Here is a 13,506-nt window from a genome sequence, read left to right on the forward strand (position 1 = left end):
CGTAGCGCGTCTCGAAGGATGAACGGCCCGGCTGGTGGCCGTCGCCCCTTCGAGACGCGCTGCGCGCTCCTCAGGGTGACGGGGATAGTTGAGAATGATGTGGAAGAGTCGATACGCGCCGGTCTACTTCACCTCGGTACGGACCGGGGAGCCCTTCAGCCCGTTATTGTCATAGGCCTTGCGCAGCGTGCCGTTGGCGATCGCATCGGTCATGAACCTGGTGGCGAACGCCGCGGCCAGCGGATGGTTGAGCGGCACCGCAACCGCAGTGACCGTCTGCTTGAAGGTCTCGTCCAGCACGCGGGTGCCCGGAATCTTTTTGGCCATCGCATTGAGCTGATCGCGCGACAACGCGAACGCGTCGACCTCGCCGTTCTTCAGCAGATTGAAGATCTCGTCATAGGTCTGATAGCCCGTGACCTTGGCGTGCTTGAGATGCGCGATCGCACCCCGCATCGTGGTGGTGGCGTTGACGGCAGCGACCTTGACGCCGTCCTGGTCCAGCGCCGCGAAATTCGCGATCGCCGAGCCCGGCTTGACGATGTAGGTGGCGTCGGCAACCTCGTAGATCGGCCCGAACGTCATCCTGGTCTCACGCTCGGGATCCTTGGGCAGGAAGGTGATGTCCCAGCTGTTGCTCGACGCCGCGTCGGTGATCTGGCCGGAATTCTGGTGCACGACATAGTCGACGGGAACGCCGAGTTGCGCCGCCATCTCCCTGCCGAGATCGACGGGAACGCCGGCATAGCCGTTCTCGGTCCGGGTCGACCAGAACGCGCCGCCCGCCGGGCTGATCGCGATCGCGACCCGGAGCTTTCCGGTCGGCGCGATCTGATCCTTCAAGGCGTCGGCATTGGCGGATACGGCCATGACAATCACTCCCAGAACGAGGCCAGCCAGACGCAGCAGGCGCGACAACATCGGACGCCCTCCACGCCGGGTCGAGCGCCCGGCGGCGCGCAACAAACCGCACGAGGCCGCTTTGCGCAAGCGGCGGTCGCGCAAGGGAGCTATCCGTATCGGCCTATTTGACCCGGATGGTGATTTTTTCGGAGACGACCGGCGGGTTGAATGGATAGTGCTTGGCGTCGCCCAGCACCAGCTGCAAGGTGTGCTTGCCGGGCGCCAGATCGAGCTGCGTCTCGGTCTGGCCCGCACCGAAGTGCTGGTGAGACTTGTCCGACGGGATCGGCTCATTCGGATTCAACGGCTCATCCACGTCGATCAGAAGATGGTGATGGCCACTGTTCGGGTATTCGTCACCGGCATGGGTGACACCCATGTTGCGCAGCCCAAAGCGGCACCAGAACGGGCTTTTGACCTTAGCTCCGTCGTGCGGCCAGATGAAATACAGCTTGGTGTCTTTCCCCGCCGGCTTGTTTTGCGCGGTGGCCGGACTGGCGAGCAATGTCAGTGCCGCAGCGAGCATGATCAGGCCTGCACTTTTCATAACCCCTCCAAATCTGGCTATTGCAGACGATCTCTCAGGGAGACAGCGCGACCCGGAAACCGTGGGTCGGGTAGCGAACGTTGGCGTCGTAATTGTCGCGGTTGGCCGGACGGACATAGCGCGCATCATTCTTCCACGAGCCGGAGCGAATGACATGGGAGGCGCAGTCGCCGCCGGGCCACACCGCGCCCTCGGCCGGGGCGCCCTGGTAGTTCCTGTGCCAGCAATCCTCGACCCACTGATCGACACTGCCGCCCATGTCGTAAAGACCGAACGGATTCGGCTTGAGGCTGCCGACCTTGACCGGCTGTTCGGCGGCACCGGCACCACCGCCGCAATCCTTGCAACCGGCATTGCCCGATTGCATCTGGTCGCCCCACCAGTATTTCGATTGTGTTCCACCCCGCGCCGCATATTCCCATTCGGCTTCGCTCGGAAGCCGGTAGGCCTTCCCGGTGCGCTCGGCGAGCCACGCCACATACTGCTTCGCGTCGCTCCAGCTCACATTGGTGACCGGCACGTCGTCCTTGCCGCTGGCCGTGAAGTTACAGGCCTTGGCCGCCGCGCAGGCATTCCATTCCCGCACGGTGACCGGATATTTGCCCATCGCGAACGGCTTGACCGTCACCTTGCGGATCGGCCGCTCCGAAGGGTCGTCATTGCTTCCCATCGAGAAGCTGCCGCCCTGGAGCGAGACCATTTCAGGCTCCGGCACCGACGCGGCGGGAGTTGCGGAGGGCGCGGCTTGAGGCGAGGCTTGCTGCGTCGGTGCGGCACCTGAGACCGGACTTGCAGCTTGGCCTGGAGCCGGAGCCGGGCTCGGTGCCGGCTGCTGAACGGCCGGCGATGCGGCCGGTGACGGAGGCACCTGCGCCACGTCGATCGGCTTGCTGCGCGGTTGCGCCAGCATGTACCAAAGCACGCCGCCAGCGATGACTGCGACCGCCAGTCCGAGCAGCGTAAGCAGGATGGACTCACGGCGCCGGCGCGTCCTCTGGTACGCGGCAGCGTCCGGCAACACGCGATAGACCCGGACCGGATCGGTGATGTTCTTGACCTTCTTGTCGCCGAGCGATTCGTATCCGCAGACCATCTTGTGCTTGATCTGCTCGTAGATGCCGCCGGAGATGAAGACTTCACCGGGCGCTGCAATCCCTTCAAGACGCGAGGCCACATTGACGCCGTCGCCAAAGATATCGTCGGCCTCGATGATGATGTCGCCGAGATTGACGCCGATCCGGTACTCGATCCAGTGATCTCTCGCGATCGCCGCGTTGCGGCCGATCATGTTCTGCTGAATCACGATGCTGCAACGGACGGCCTCGACCGGACTGTCGAACATCGCGATGAACCCGTCGCCGGTGGTCTTGACCAGCTTGCCGTGGTGCTCGGAAATGGTGGGCTCGATCAGATCGCGCTCGATCCGCTTGACGCGGTTGTGGGTGCCCTCTTCATCGAGCTCCATCAAGCGGCTGTAGCCGGCGATGTCGCCGGCAACGATCGCGGCGAGGCGGCGCGGCATCGCTTCGCCGGGCGGTGGCTTGCCCGGCTTGCCCGATCTGAAGTCGCGAATTTCGCCCATGGACTCGGCTGCTCCACAAACCACGAAATGGCAGTGATCGGCGCAACCGGCGCCTTGGGCCCTGAGGCCCGTGTGGAGCGTATCACACCGCCGGGTCCGGACAAGTTTGCGGACGGAATGGTGCGGTGCGCGAAAAAGCGCCATCCGCTGGTGGCGGATGGCGCTGCGGGCTTGTTTCAGCTTGAAATGGTGCGGCAAACCGCCAGCCGTCAACCCGCCTGCGTGGCGGGCGTCCGGATCTCGCGCGGCAGGATGATCGCGGCCGCAATCGCCAGCAGGCACAGCGCCGCGAACGCCCGCAGCATCATCGAGAAGCCGCCATGGTCGTACAGCCACGCCACCAGGCCGACGGAGGCGCCCGCCGCGGTGAAGCCGACGAAATAGCGCACCGCATAGGCGCGCGAGCGCCATTCCTCGGTGGTGTACTTGCCGACCATGGCATCGTTCACCGTGACCTGGCCGAACGCGCCCATCACGATGCCGATCGAGACCAAGATCAGCGGCAGGTTGGACAGGCTCGCCGCCAGATAGAGGAACGGCGCCAGCATGAACGACAGCGGCAGCGCCACCGTCTTCAGCGAATGTTTGTCGAGCAGCTTGCCGATCGTATACTGCGTCATCGCGCCGAACACATAGACCCCGGCCGCGATCACGCCGAGCAGCGCCGGGCTCCTGGTCAAATCGGCGAGCCGTTCGGCGAACAGCTTCGGCAACGCCACCGTCACCGCGTTGAAGGTGGTCGAGATCGCGATCACCACGATCAGCAGCGACAGCACCACGCGCCACATGTCTTCCTTGGCGACCCGCACCTGCGCTGCGGCCTGCCTGGAGCCCTTGCGGTCCTCATGCACCACCGTCATCGCAAAGGCGATGCCGACCAGCACGGTGACCGTGCCGGGCACGATGAAGGCCCAGCGCCAGCCGAGATACTGGCCGATCACGCCGGTCACCAGCGCCGAGGAGGCGACGCCGAGATTGCCCCAGACGCCGTTGATCCCCATCTGGGCGCCGAGCTTCTCGGCATAGGACACGATCATCGCGGTGCCGACCGGATGGTAGATCGAGGCAAAGACGCCGATCGCCAGCAGTGCGGCGCCGAGTTGCAGCGGTGTCTGCACGAAGCCGACCGAGATCATCGACAGGCCGATGCCGACGAAGAAGATCACCATCATGTGGCGGCGGCTCCAGCGATCGCCGAGCCAGCCCGTGATCAGCGAACCGGCGCCGAAAGCGATGAAGCCCGGTGTCGCATAGGGCAGCAGTTCCGAATAGGCCATGCCGAGCGCCGGGCCCATGATGATGACGGCGGCCGCGAAAATCAGCATCGCGTAGTGATCGATGAAATGGCCGGCGTTGACGAAGCTGATCACCCGGCTTGGATTGTTGCTTGGACTGTTGGTTGGGCTGCTCATGAGGCACGTCTCTCACGCGATTCTTCAATTGCTCGAAAATAGGTTATAGGTCCTTGTCCTGACGGGATGTCGCCAATGACTATCGCTGAGCCGCCAATAAGAGCCCTCCACAAGGACCGGCGCGTCACCGGTGACGGGGTGCACATGGTCGCGCGCAGCTACCAAAAGGGCGTCCGCCTCGACCCGCACATGCACCGCGAGGCGCAACTGGTCTATGCCGCGAGCGGCACCATGCAGGTGACGACGCCGAAGGGCCGCTGGCTGGTTCCGCCGGACCGCGCGGTGTGGGTCCCTGCCCTGCTCCCCCACGCGATCGACGTGCTCGCCGATATCGAGATGCGCACGCTGTATTTCGACCGGGCCTGGCTCGCCCGCGAGAAGCGCAGCGACAGCCTCGGCCATGAATTCGTGGTGCGGGTGTCGCCGCTGGTGCACCAGGCGATCCTTGCGCTGTTCGACGCCGCATGCGGACGCGAGCGCACCGACCTCCTGATCAGGCTCGTGATGCTGGAACTGCACCAGGCCGAGGATTCCGCGACCTTCATCCCGCTGCCGCAGGAGCCGCGCTGCCGCCGTGCCGCCGACATCGTGCTGGCCGATCCGACCAAGGACCATGAGATCGATGTGCTGGCGCGCACGGTCGGCACCTCGGCGCGAACGCTGTCGCGATTGTTCTCGGCGGAGACGCAACTGTCCTTCAAGAGCTGGTGCCAGCGCGCCCGCATCGCGGCCGCGATCGAACGCCTGTCGACTAACGCGAATATTTCGGTCAAGCAGGTCGCCTCCGACCTCGGCTATGCCAGCGTGCCGGCATTTTCCCATGCGTTCCGCCAGGTCACCGGCAAGACACCGACCGCGTTCGCGGAGAAAACGTGAACGGGGTTTGTCACCGCGCGCAGCGATAACGAATTATACCGTTGTCGCGTTGCGACATATTTCCGTACGATCCATGCGCTTGATTGCAGTCCTCCCGACCTTAAATCCCGTGTAAGGTCCGGCTTCACTGAATACGACCCGCTGGATACGACCCGCACATGGCCAACGCCTTCTTCTCCGACCTGCTCTCGACGATTTCCGAACGCGGCCGCGTCCTGCTCGGCCGCGCCAGCCCAGCCGACGACAAGCAGGATGCCTCCGAACTCCTGGAATTGTGCGAGGCGCTGCTGTCCGGCCGCGGCGAGGCCTCCGGCACCGCGATGGCGCGCGAAGTGCTCGACCGCTACCACCACCTCGATGCCGCCGGCCGCCTGTCGTTCTTCCAGACGTTGGCCCGCGATTTCGGCCCCGATCACGCCAGACTGGCGCAGGCGATAGAGAGCTGGCGCGCCAAGGTGACTGACAAGGCCGATGGCGGCGACGCCAGCGACCTGCATTTTGCCTCCGAGCCGCGCCGCCAGGAATTGATCCGCCGGCTCAATCGCGCGCCGGGCGGCACCGGCGAGCTGGTGTCGATCCGCTCGGATCTGCTTTCATTGATGAAGGGCAACAAGGACCTCGCCGCGCTCGATCGCGACGTGGTGCATCTGCTCTCGTCCTGGTTCAACAGGGGATTCCTCGTGCTGCGCAGGATAGACTGGTCGTCGCCGGCCAATATTCTGGAGAAGATCATCCGCTATGAGGCCGTGCACGAGATCCGCGACTGGGACGATCTGCGCCGCCGCATCGATCCGGTGGATCGCCGCTGCTACGCCTTCTTCCACCCGGCGCTGGCCGACGAGCCGTTGATCTTCGTCGAGGTCGCGCTGACCGAGGCCATCCCGGGCGCGATCGCGCCGCTGCTTGCGGAAGAGCGCGAGCCGGTGCCGGTCGAGCGCGCCCGCACCGCGGTGTTCTATTCGATCTCCAACACCCAGCGCGGTTTGGGCGGCATCTCGTTCGGCAGCTTCCTGATCAAGCAGGTGGTCGAGGAGCTGCGCCGCGAATTGCCCAAGCTCGACAATTTCGTGACGCTGTCGCCGGTGCCGGGCTTCATGCAATGGGTGAAGCAGGCCGATGACGTGCCGCTTACCGAGGAAGACCGCCAGCTCCTGGAAAGCCTCGGCAAGCCGGACTGGTTCGAGAACCCCGAGCTCGCCACGCAGTTGCGCGCCGTGCTGGAGCCGCTCGCCGCCTATTACTTCCTGAAGGCGCGCACGCCGAAGGCACGGCTGATCGATTCGGTCGCGCGCTTCCATCTCGGCAATGGCGCACGGCTGGAGCGGATCAACTGGCTCGGCGACCTCTCGCCCAAGGGCCTGCGCGAATCCGCCGGCATCATGGTCAACTACCTCTACCGCCTCGACGACATCGAGAAGAACCACGAGGCCTACGCCAACAATGGCGAGGTGATCGCCTCGAGCGCGGTGAAGAAGCTCTTGAAGGGCGAAGGCCGGCGGCTGCTGGACATGCGGCTGTCGTAGTTATCCGTCATTGCGAGCGAAGCGAAGCAATCCATCCATCGACGTACGCGATGATGGATTGCTTCGTCGCTTCGCTCCTCGCAATGACGGCGTCTTGGAACTTCGTCATCGGCGAAGCGGTGAGGACGCCGTCACGCGATTGCAGACCGCGGACGCAGCCCCGCCGGCAGATGCGCCTCGAGCCAGGCGGCGATCGCACGCTCGTTGCGATGGTAGAGCAGGCCTGCGGCGATCACGGCAATTCCGATCAGCGACAGCGAGAACGGAAACCACAGCGAGTCCTTGAAAACGACGTCGGCGAGATGTCCGAGATAGATGCAGATGCCGAACGCGCCGAACACCGCATAGGCGCGCCGCATCAGGATCACCGCGACCGCGACGAGACCGACGTTGAGCAGGCAATAGACCGCTTTCGAGAGTTCGGTTGATCCTTCGGACGCGGTAATGCCGCCCCAGAACGCCATCAGGCCGAACAGATGCAGCCAGAACGCAAAGTCACCATTGCGGCTGCGATAGTCGACGATCCAGGCCACCGCGAGGACGGCCAATCCGAACCACACCGACACGCGGCGCCGCGTTTCGAAGTCGGCATAATTCGTGCCGCTGAACCATGGCGCCAGATCCATCGACATGAACCACAGCGCGAACGCGATGATCGCGACGATAAAGGCGAAGCGGAAGTAGCGCAGCGCGACGATGCCGGCGGCAACGGTTGCGATCTCCATGAAGATCCAGCTGCCCTTCACCCAGATGTAGAAATCCTGCACGGTTCCAGGCTTGCCGAACTTGCCCCACCAGCCGAGCTCGTCCTGGATGCCATAGACCGCAAGCGGCGCCATCGAGACCGCGATCGCGATCAGCAGGCCGCCGGGAACCCGCAGATCCTTGCCGTACCAGAGGTGGTGACCGGCCACCGCGAAAGCGGTGGCGTAGGCGATCGCGCACACCGTCAGCGCCCGGCCGCCCATCTGGGTGAACGCCAGGGTCGAGAACAGGCCCATGGCGCCGATCACGATCAGCGCGCCGGCGTACCAGAGCACATGGGCGGCATCGAACCTGGCCGCCGGGCTTGCGTCGCCCGCCGTGCCCTGCCCGTCATGGCTCGCCAGGAAGGCAAGCAACCGGTCCAGATCAGCCGCGCTGATCACCCCGGCATCGGCGGCGTCCCGAAGATTCTTCGCTGAATATGGCATGCGGCTATCCTCATGGCCGGTTCCGCGCCTCCCACAGTGACCCGGAAAGAGGCGTCTCTCCTGCATGAGTATACCGGAACGTGAGCAACGTTCAATATTTTATTGAGCGACGCTCAAATTATTTTGCAAGCGGACTCAAGCCTGCCGGACTGCCCGGATGGACACCGGCTACGCCGCCAGCGCCTTCATTTCCGCATAGAGGTCGGACTTGCCCTCGAAGCCGATGCCGGGAAGGTCGGGCATGACAATGTGGCCGTTCTCGACGCGCACGCCGTCCGGGAACCCGCCATAGGGCTGGAACAGGTCGGGATAGCTTTCATTGCCGCCGAGGCCGAGGCCGGCCGCGATGTTGAGCGACATCTGGTGGCCGCCATGCGGGATGCAGCGGCTCGGCGACCAGCCGTGGGTCTTCAGCATTTCGAGCGTGCGTTGATATTCGCAGAGCCCGTAGGACAGCGCGCAGTCGAATTGCAGCCAGTCGCGGTCCGGCCGCATGCCGCCGTAGCGGATCAGGTTGCGCGCATCCTGGTGGCTGAACAGGTTCTCGCCGGTCGCCATCGCGCCCGGATAGAATTCAGCCAGCGCGGCCTGCAACGCGTAATCGAGCGGATCGCCGGCCTCCTCGTACCAGAACAGCGGATACTCCCGCAGCATCTTGGCGTAGCCGATCGCGGTCTCCAGATCGAAGCGGCCATTGGCGTCGACCGCGAGCTGCGCCTCGCTGCCGATCTCCTTCAGCACGGACTCGATGCGCTCGCGATCCTCCGCGAGCGGCGCGCCGCCGATCTTCATCTTCACGACATTGTAGCCGCGGTCGAGATAGCCGCGCATCTCCTTGCGCAATGCGCCGAGATCCTTGCCCGGATAGTAGTAGCCGCCGGCGGCATAGACGAAGACGCGCGGATTGGCTGATAGCCCGTGACGCTCGGCAAGCAGCCGGAACAGCGGCTTGCCCGCGATCTTCGCCAACGCGTCCCACACCGCCATGTCGATGGTGCCGACCGCGACCGAACGCTCGCCATGGCCGCCCGGCTTCTCGTTCGACATCAGCGTCGACCAAATCTTGTCCGGATCGAGATTGGCGCCAGAGCTATCGAGCAGCGATTTCGGATCTGCTTCGAGCAGCCGCGGCGCAAAGCGCTCGCGGATCAGACCGCCCTGCCCGTAACGGCCGTTGGAATTGAAGCCGTAGCCGACCACCCGCCTGCCGTCGCGCACGACATCGGTGACCACGGCGACCAGGCTCGTGGTCATCTTGGTGAAGTCGATATAGGCGTTACGGATCGGCGAGGAGATCGGTTTTGTCACCTCGCGGACGTCGACGATGCGGACGGACATGTGGAAATGCCTTCTTCAGTTACGCGTGGGACTCTCTCCTCATCGTCATTGCGAGCGCAGCGAAGCAATCCATTCATCCGAACCATTGGATAGGATGGATTGCTTCGTCGCTTCGCTCCTCGCGTTGACGGTAGAGGCTGCCCGTCAGGACTTCGCCTTATCCCGGAAATACGGCTCGACCGGCCCGTGCACCTTGATGGTCAGCGGATTGCCGTGGCGGTCCTTGGCGTTGCCGGCGGTGACCCGCACCCAGCCTTCGCTGATGCAGTACTCCTCGACATTGGTCTTCTCAGCACCCTTGAAGCGGATGCCGACATCGCGCGAAAGAATCTCCGCGTTGTAATACGGGCTGTTCGGATCGACCGAGAGGCGGTCGGGAAATTGGTCGTTGGTGTCGTCGCTCATAGCAGCGCCTCGATTTCCTTCTTCAATCCTTCGGGCCGGGCGGTCGGCGCATGCCGCGCCACGACCTTGCCGGAGCGATCGACCAGGAACTTCGTGAAGTTCCATTTGATCGCCGGCCCGAGCAGGCCCGACTTCTCACGTTTCAGATGCTCGTACAATGGATGCGCACCTGAGCCATTGACGTCGATCTTGGCGAACATCGGAAACGTCACGGCGTAGTTGGTCTCGCAGAACGCGGCGATCTGTTTCGCATCGCCCGGCTCCTGCGCGCCGAACTGGTTGCAGGGAAAGCCGAGCACCGCAAAGCCGCGCGCCGAGAGGCCGGCGTGCAGCTCCTGCAGGCCCTTGTATTGCGGCGTGAACCCGCAGGCGCTCGCCGTGTTCACGATCAGCAGCACCTGCCCCTCGAACCGCTGCAACGGCACCTCGTCGCCTGTGAGCGATTTTGCGGTGAAATCGTAAACGGTTGCCATCTTAAATCACCGGATCGATTGGCGACGACGGCGTGCCGCCGGCTTCCACCGCCTCGCCCGCGGCAAGGCAGAGATCCTCGCGGTAGCGGCCAGCGACCAGTTGCACGCCAACCGGAATCCGGCCGACGAGGCCGGTGGAGACGACGAGCCCGGGAAGCCCCATGAAGGGGATCGCAATCTGCGGCAGCTGCGCGTGCCACACCCGCGCGAACGACGCCTCGTCCTTGCGGTCGAGATGATCGGGGAACGGCAACTCGCCGGAGACCGGCATCAGCAGCACCGGATATTTGTCGAGGAAGGCAAACCATTCGCGGGTCAAGGTCGCGCGGCGGGTCAGCGCCTGCGACAGGTCGAACGGATGCACCCTGGCGCGGACGCCGCGCAAGCAGGCCAGCGCGCCGGGATCGCCCTCGCGCTCGGCGAAGGCGAGTTGGGCCTCGTAGCCGTCGCCGAGCCAGAGCCGGGTCTGGATCTCGGCCGCCTCACGCAGGGACGGCGTGTCGGCGATCTCCTCGACAATCCAGCCGGCCTCCTGCAAGCGCTTGCCGGCATCGGCCACCGCGGCGACCACTTCCGGCACCGGGTTGAGGCCATCGGGATTGAGGCACATCGCAACGCGCTTCTCGCGCGGCGGTCCCTCGAGCGGCACCGGCGCATACCAGGGATCGCGATAGTCCGGCGCCGACATCGCGGCGAGCGAGATGCGCAGATCGTTGACGGTCCGCGCCAGCGGGCCCGACACCGCGCTGATCTGCGGGCCGATCGGACGCTCCGGCAATGCCGCGTTGAAGGCGGGGATGCGGCCCATGCTCGGCCGCAGGCCATGCACGCCGCAGGCATAGGCCGGATAGCGGACCGAGCCCGCGATATCGGTGCCATGCGCAATGTGGCCGATGCCGGCCGCGACCGCGGAGCCCGCGCCGCCCGACGAGCCGCCCGGCGTGATGCCGGGATCGCGCGGGTTCTTGGTGTCGCCGTGAATGAGGTTGGTGGTGAACCAGCGATAGGAGACCGCCGGACAATTGGTGCGGCCGAGCAGCACCGCGCCGGCCTTGCGCAGATTGGCGACCACCGGATTGTCGACCTTGGCGATCAGGTCGCGCTGCGCCTTCAGCCCGTTGGTGGTGGCGTAGCCCTCTTGGTCGACATTGACCTTGATGGTAACAGGCACGCCGGCCAGCGGCCCGACCGCCTCACCGCGCGCAATTGCCGTATCGATCGATGCTGCCTGTGCCAGCACGTCGTCCGGCCGGTGATCGACCACCGCGTTGATCTTCGGGTTGACCGCATCGAGCCGGGCGAGCCCGGCCTCGGCCGCCTCCTTCGCCGAGACCTTCCTGGATTTGATGAGGGAGGCGAGCTCGGCCGCCGACAAACGCCAAATATCCTGCATGAGACACTCCGTATGACGCAGGCGTTTTAGCCCCACACGAAGGGCAAGGCCAGCGGCCCGCCGCCTGATGTTTCAGCGGACATGCGCGATGTAATAGGCAAGGTCGCCGATCTGCTCCTTGGCCACCGTCTGCATCACGTCGGCCATGGTGGCGTCGTAGCCGTGGCGGCTGTTGTCCTTGTATTCGGCCAGCGTCTTGGCGAGGTAGTCCTCGCGCTGGTTGGCGATGCGCGGGACGTTTTCCTTGCCGGAGAAATCGGTGTTGTGGCAGGTGTTGCAGCGGTTCTGCTGCGCCAGCGCCTGGCCACGCGCCATCCACGCGGGATCGTCGGCATCCGTGGGCGGCGTGGGCTTCGGCAAGGTGGCGATGAAGTCCGAGAAGGTGCGCAAATCGTCGTCGGTCATCGGTTTCGCCATCTCGTTCATCGGGTCGAATACCCTGAGCTTCTCGCGGAACATGAAGAGCTGGATCAGCGCATAGGGAGCCTGCTGGCCGCCGAGCGAGGGCGTGTTCTCGGTTTCCGACGTGCCATGCTCGCCATGGCAGGCAAAGCACGCGACAGTGCGCTCCTGGATGGTCTCGGCATTTGCGGAGAAGCTGAGAGCGGCCAGCGCCGCGGCGATTGCGAGACTACGCATCGGTCCATCCTTGCATGCAGTTCAAAAGAAAATCGGGGGCAGCAGACGCTGCCCCCGACCCCAGGTTTCAGCTTACTGGTTGGCGACCTTCGGCTTGCCGTAGCTGACGCGATAGACCGCGCCGTTCCAGTCGTCGGAGACCAGCAGCGAGCCGTCCTTCAGCAGCATCACGTCGACCGGGCGGCCGACATATTTGTTGTCCTCGAGGAAACCGGTCATGAACGGCTCGACCGACTTCACGGTGCCGTCCTTGTTCAGCCTGACGACGACGATGTCGCCGCCCTGCTTCTGCGATTTGTTCCAGGAGCCGTGACGCGCGACGAAGATCGCGTTCTTGTAGGCCTTCGGGAACTGGCTTCCGGTGTAGAAGCGCATGCCGAGCGAGGCGGTATGCGGACCCATCAGGCCGACCGGTGCGGTGTAGTCCTTGCAGTTCCTGCCCCAGCCGAGCTCCTGGTCGATGATGTTGCCCTGGTAGCAATACGGCGCGCCGAAATCCTCGCCCGCCTTGGTGACGCGGTTGAGCTCGTCTTCCGGCACCGTCTCCGACAGCCAGTCGCGGCCGTTGTCGGTGAAGTACATCTGCTTGGTCTCGGGATTCCAGTCGAAGCCGACCGAGTTGCGCACGCCGAGCGCATAGACCTCGGCGCCGGAGCCATCGAGATTCATGCGGCGGATCTGGCCGTGGTCGGCGTCATGCAGCACGTTGTTGCCGGGCTGGCCGACCGGGACATAGAGCTTGTTGTCGGGACCGATGGCGATGAACTTCCAGCCATGCGCCTCGTCCTTCGGCAGCTTGTCGTAGATGACGGTCGGCTTCGGCGGGTTGTCCAGATTGTCCTCGATCTTGTCGATCTTGGAGACCTTCGAGAGCTCGGCGATGTAGAGCGTGCCGTCCTTGAAGGCGACGCCGTTCGGCCGATAGAGGCCGGAGGCGATCACCTTGACCGAGCGTTTGCCGTCCTTGTTGACGATCGCATAGACCTTGTCGACGAGCCGGCTGCCGACGAACACGGTGCCCTTGTCGCCGAGCGCCAACGAACGCGCATTGGCCATCCCTGCGGCATAGACCTCGACATTGAAGCCGGCCGGCACCTTCAGCTTGGCGAGCGGCAGCTTGTCGGGCGCAGATGGCAGCGGCGGCGGCGCACCGGCGCGAGCTTGGCGGCGGCTTCATTGTCCGGACGGCCGATCATGGGCGAGCCCGGCGGCAGCGGCTGGG

Annotated in this window: 13 protein-coding genes; 2 read left to right on the top strand and 11 right to left on the bottom strand. The window is 64.6% G+C overall.

The window, feature by feature from the left end; all coding sequences use genetic code 11:
• Positions 1–123: 123 nt before the first annotated feature.
• The 4 genes from H8B02_RS37305 to H8B02_RS37320 all read right to left on the bottom strand — a co-directional run bounded on the left by H8B02_RS37305 (position 124) and on the right by H8B02_RS37320 (position 4,444).
• Positions 124–870 (bottom strand): transporter substrate-binding domain-containing protein, encoded by a 747-nt coding sequence (locus H8B02_RS37305; protein ID WP_229170775.1) that lies wholly within the window; start codon positions 868–870, stop codon positions 124–126.
• A 154-nt stretch (positions 871–1,024) separates the two neighbouring features.
• On the bottom strand, positions 1,025–1,450 hold the full coding sequence (locus H8B02_RS37310) for a DUF4399 domain-containing protein (protein WP_092116096.1): 426 nt from the start codon (positions 1,448–1,450) through the stop codon (positions 1,025–1,027).
• 34 nt (positions 1,451–1,484) lie between these two features.
• Positions 1,485–3,032: an SUMF1/EgtB/PvdO family nonheme iron enzyme gene (locus H8B02_RS37315; RefSeq protein ID WP_229170776.1), complete on the bottom strand. Its 1,548-nt coding sequence runs from the start codon at positions 3,030–3,032 to the stop codon at positions 1,485–1,487.
• Between the two features lie 209 nt (positions 3,033–3,241).
• Positions 3,242–4,444, bottom strand: coding sequence for an MFS transporter (locus H8B02_RS37320; protein WP_229170777.1), 1,203 nt, complete (start codon positions 4,442–4,444; stop codon positions 3,242–3,244).
• Positions 4,445–4,519: 75 nt separating this feature from the next.
• On the opposite strand from H8B02_RS37320, the gene H8B02_RS37325 reads away from it, so the two are divergent.
• Together H8B02_RS37325 and H8B02_RS37330 are read left to right on the top strand one after the other, a co-directional pair.
• Positions 4,520–5,320, top strand: coding sequence for an AraC family transcriptional regulator (locus H8B02_RS37325; protein WP_229170778.1), 801 nt, complete (start codon positions 4,520–4,522; stop codon positions 5,318–5,320).
• A 158-nt stretch (positions 5,321–5,478) separates the two neighbouring features.
• Positions 5,479–6,843, top strand: coding sequence for a malonyl-CoA decarboxylase (locus H8B02_RS37330; protein ID WP_229170779.1), 1,365 nt, complete (start codon positions 5,479–5,481; stop codon positions 6,841–6,843).
• Between the two features lie 131 nt (positions 6,844–6,974).
• On the opposite strand, the gene H8B02_RS37335 is transcribed toward H8B02_RS37330, so the two are convergent.
• From H8B02_RS37335 to H8B02_RS37365, 7 genes are all read right to left on the bottom strand, one after another.
• Entirely contained in the window at positions 6,975–8,036 is a 1,062-nt protein-coding gene (locus tag H8B02_RS37335) for a hypothetical protein (protein ID WP_229170780.1), read from the bottom strand.
• A gap of 168 nt (positions 8,037–8,204) precedes the next feature.
• Positions 8,205–9,374 (bottom strand): mandelate racemase/muconate lactonizing enzyme family protein, encoded by a 1,170-nt coding sequence (locus H8B02_RS37340; protein ID WP_229170781.1) that lies wholly within the window; start codon positions 9,372–9,374, stop codon positions 8,205–8,207.
• Positions 9,375–9,518: 144 nt separating this feature from the next.
• Positions 9,519–9,779 (bottom strand): DUF3297 family protein, encoded by a 261-nt coding sequence (locus tag H8B02_RS37345; RefSeq protein WP_229170782.1) that lies wholly within the window; start codon positions 9,777–9,779, stop codon positions 9,519–9,521.
• Positions 9,776–10,252: a glutathione peroxidase gene (locus H8B02_RS37350; RefSeq protein ID WP_229170783.1), complete on the bottom strand. Its 477-nt coding sequence runs from the start codon at positions 10,250–10,252 to the stop codon at positions 9,776–9,778. Before H8B02_RS37350 ends, H8B02_RS37345 begins: the two co-directional genes overlap by 4 nt.
• Before the next feature lies 1 nt (position 10,253).
• The gene (locus H8B02_RS37355) at positions 10,254–11,645 is read right to left on the bottom strand and encodes an amidase family protein (RefSeq protein WP_229170784.1); all 1,392 of its coding nucleotides are present in this window, start codon (positions 11,643–11,645) and stop codon (positions 10,254–10,256) included.
• A 72-nt stretch (positions 11,646–11,717) separates the two neighbouring features.
• Positions 11,718–12,284, bottom strand: coding sequence for a c-type cytochrome (locus H8B02_RS37360; RefSeq protein WP_229170785.1), 567 nt, complete (start codon positions 12,282–12,284; stop codon positions 11,718–11,720).
• A 72-nt stretch (positions 12,285–12,356) separates the two neighbouring features.
• Positions 12,357–13,379: a PQQ-dependent sugar dehydrogenase gene (locus H8B02_RS37365; RefSeq protein ID WP_229170786.1), complete on the bottom strand. Its 1,023-nt coding sequence runs from the start codon at positions 13,377–13,379 to the stop codon at positions 12,357–12,359.
• Positions 13,380–13,506: the final 127 nt, after the last annotated feature.

The organism is Bradyrhizobium altum, assembly GCF_020889705.1.
Classification (GTDB): Bacteria; Pseudomonadota; Alphaproteobacteria; order Rhizobiales; family Xanthobacteraceae; genus Bradyrhizobium; species Bradyrhizobium altum.

Coding starts and splice junctions, on each gene's coding strand:
- H8B02_RS37305 (WP_229170775.1), bottom strand. CDS start 870: ATGGCCGTATCCGCCAATGCCGACGCCTTGAAGGATCAGATCGCGCCG.
- H8B02_RS37310 (WP_092116096.1), bottom strand. CDS start 1,450: ATGAAAAGTGCAGGCCTGATCATGCTCGCTGCGGCACTGACATTGCTC.
- H8B02_RS37315 (WP_229170776.1), bottom strand. CDS start 3,032: ATGGGCGAAATTCGCGACTTCAGATCGGGCAAGCCGGGCAAGCCACCG.
- H8B02_RS37320 (WP_229170777.1), bottom strand. CDS start 4,444: ATGAGCAGCCCAACCAACAGTCCAAGCAACAATCCAAGCCGGGTGATC.
- H8B02_RS37325 (WP_229170778.1), top strand. CDS start 4,520: ATGACTATCGCTGAGCCGCCAATAAGAGCCCTCCACAAGGACCGGCGC.
- H8B02_RS37330 (WP_229170779.1), top strand. CDS start 5,479: ATGGCCAACGCCTTCTTCTCCGACCTGCTCTCGACGATTTCCGAACGC.
- H8B02_RS37335 (WP_229170780.1), bottom strand. CDS start 8,036: ATGCCATATTCAGCGAAGAATCTTCGGGACGCCGCCGATGCCGGGGTG.
- H8B02_RS37340 (WP_229170781.1), bottom strand. CDS start 9,374: ATGTCCGTCCGCATCGTCGACGTCCGCGAGGTGACAAAACCGATCTCC.
- H8B02_RS37345 (WP_229170782.1), bottom strand. CDS start 9,779: ATGAGCGACGACACCAACGACCAATTTCCCGACCGCCTCTCGGTCGAT.
- H8B02_RS37350 (WP_229170783.1), bottom strand. CDS start 10,252: ATGGCAACCGTTTACGATTTCACCGCAAAATCGCTCACAGGCGACGAG.
- H8B02_RS37355 (WP_229170784.1), bottom strand. CDS start 11,645: ATGCAGGATATTTGGCGTTTGTCGGCGGCCGAGCTCGCCTCCCTCATC.
- H8B02_RS37360 (WP_229170785.1), bottom strand. CDS start 12,284: ATGCGTAGTCTCGCAATCGCCGCGGCGCTGGCCGCTCTCAGCTTCTCC.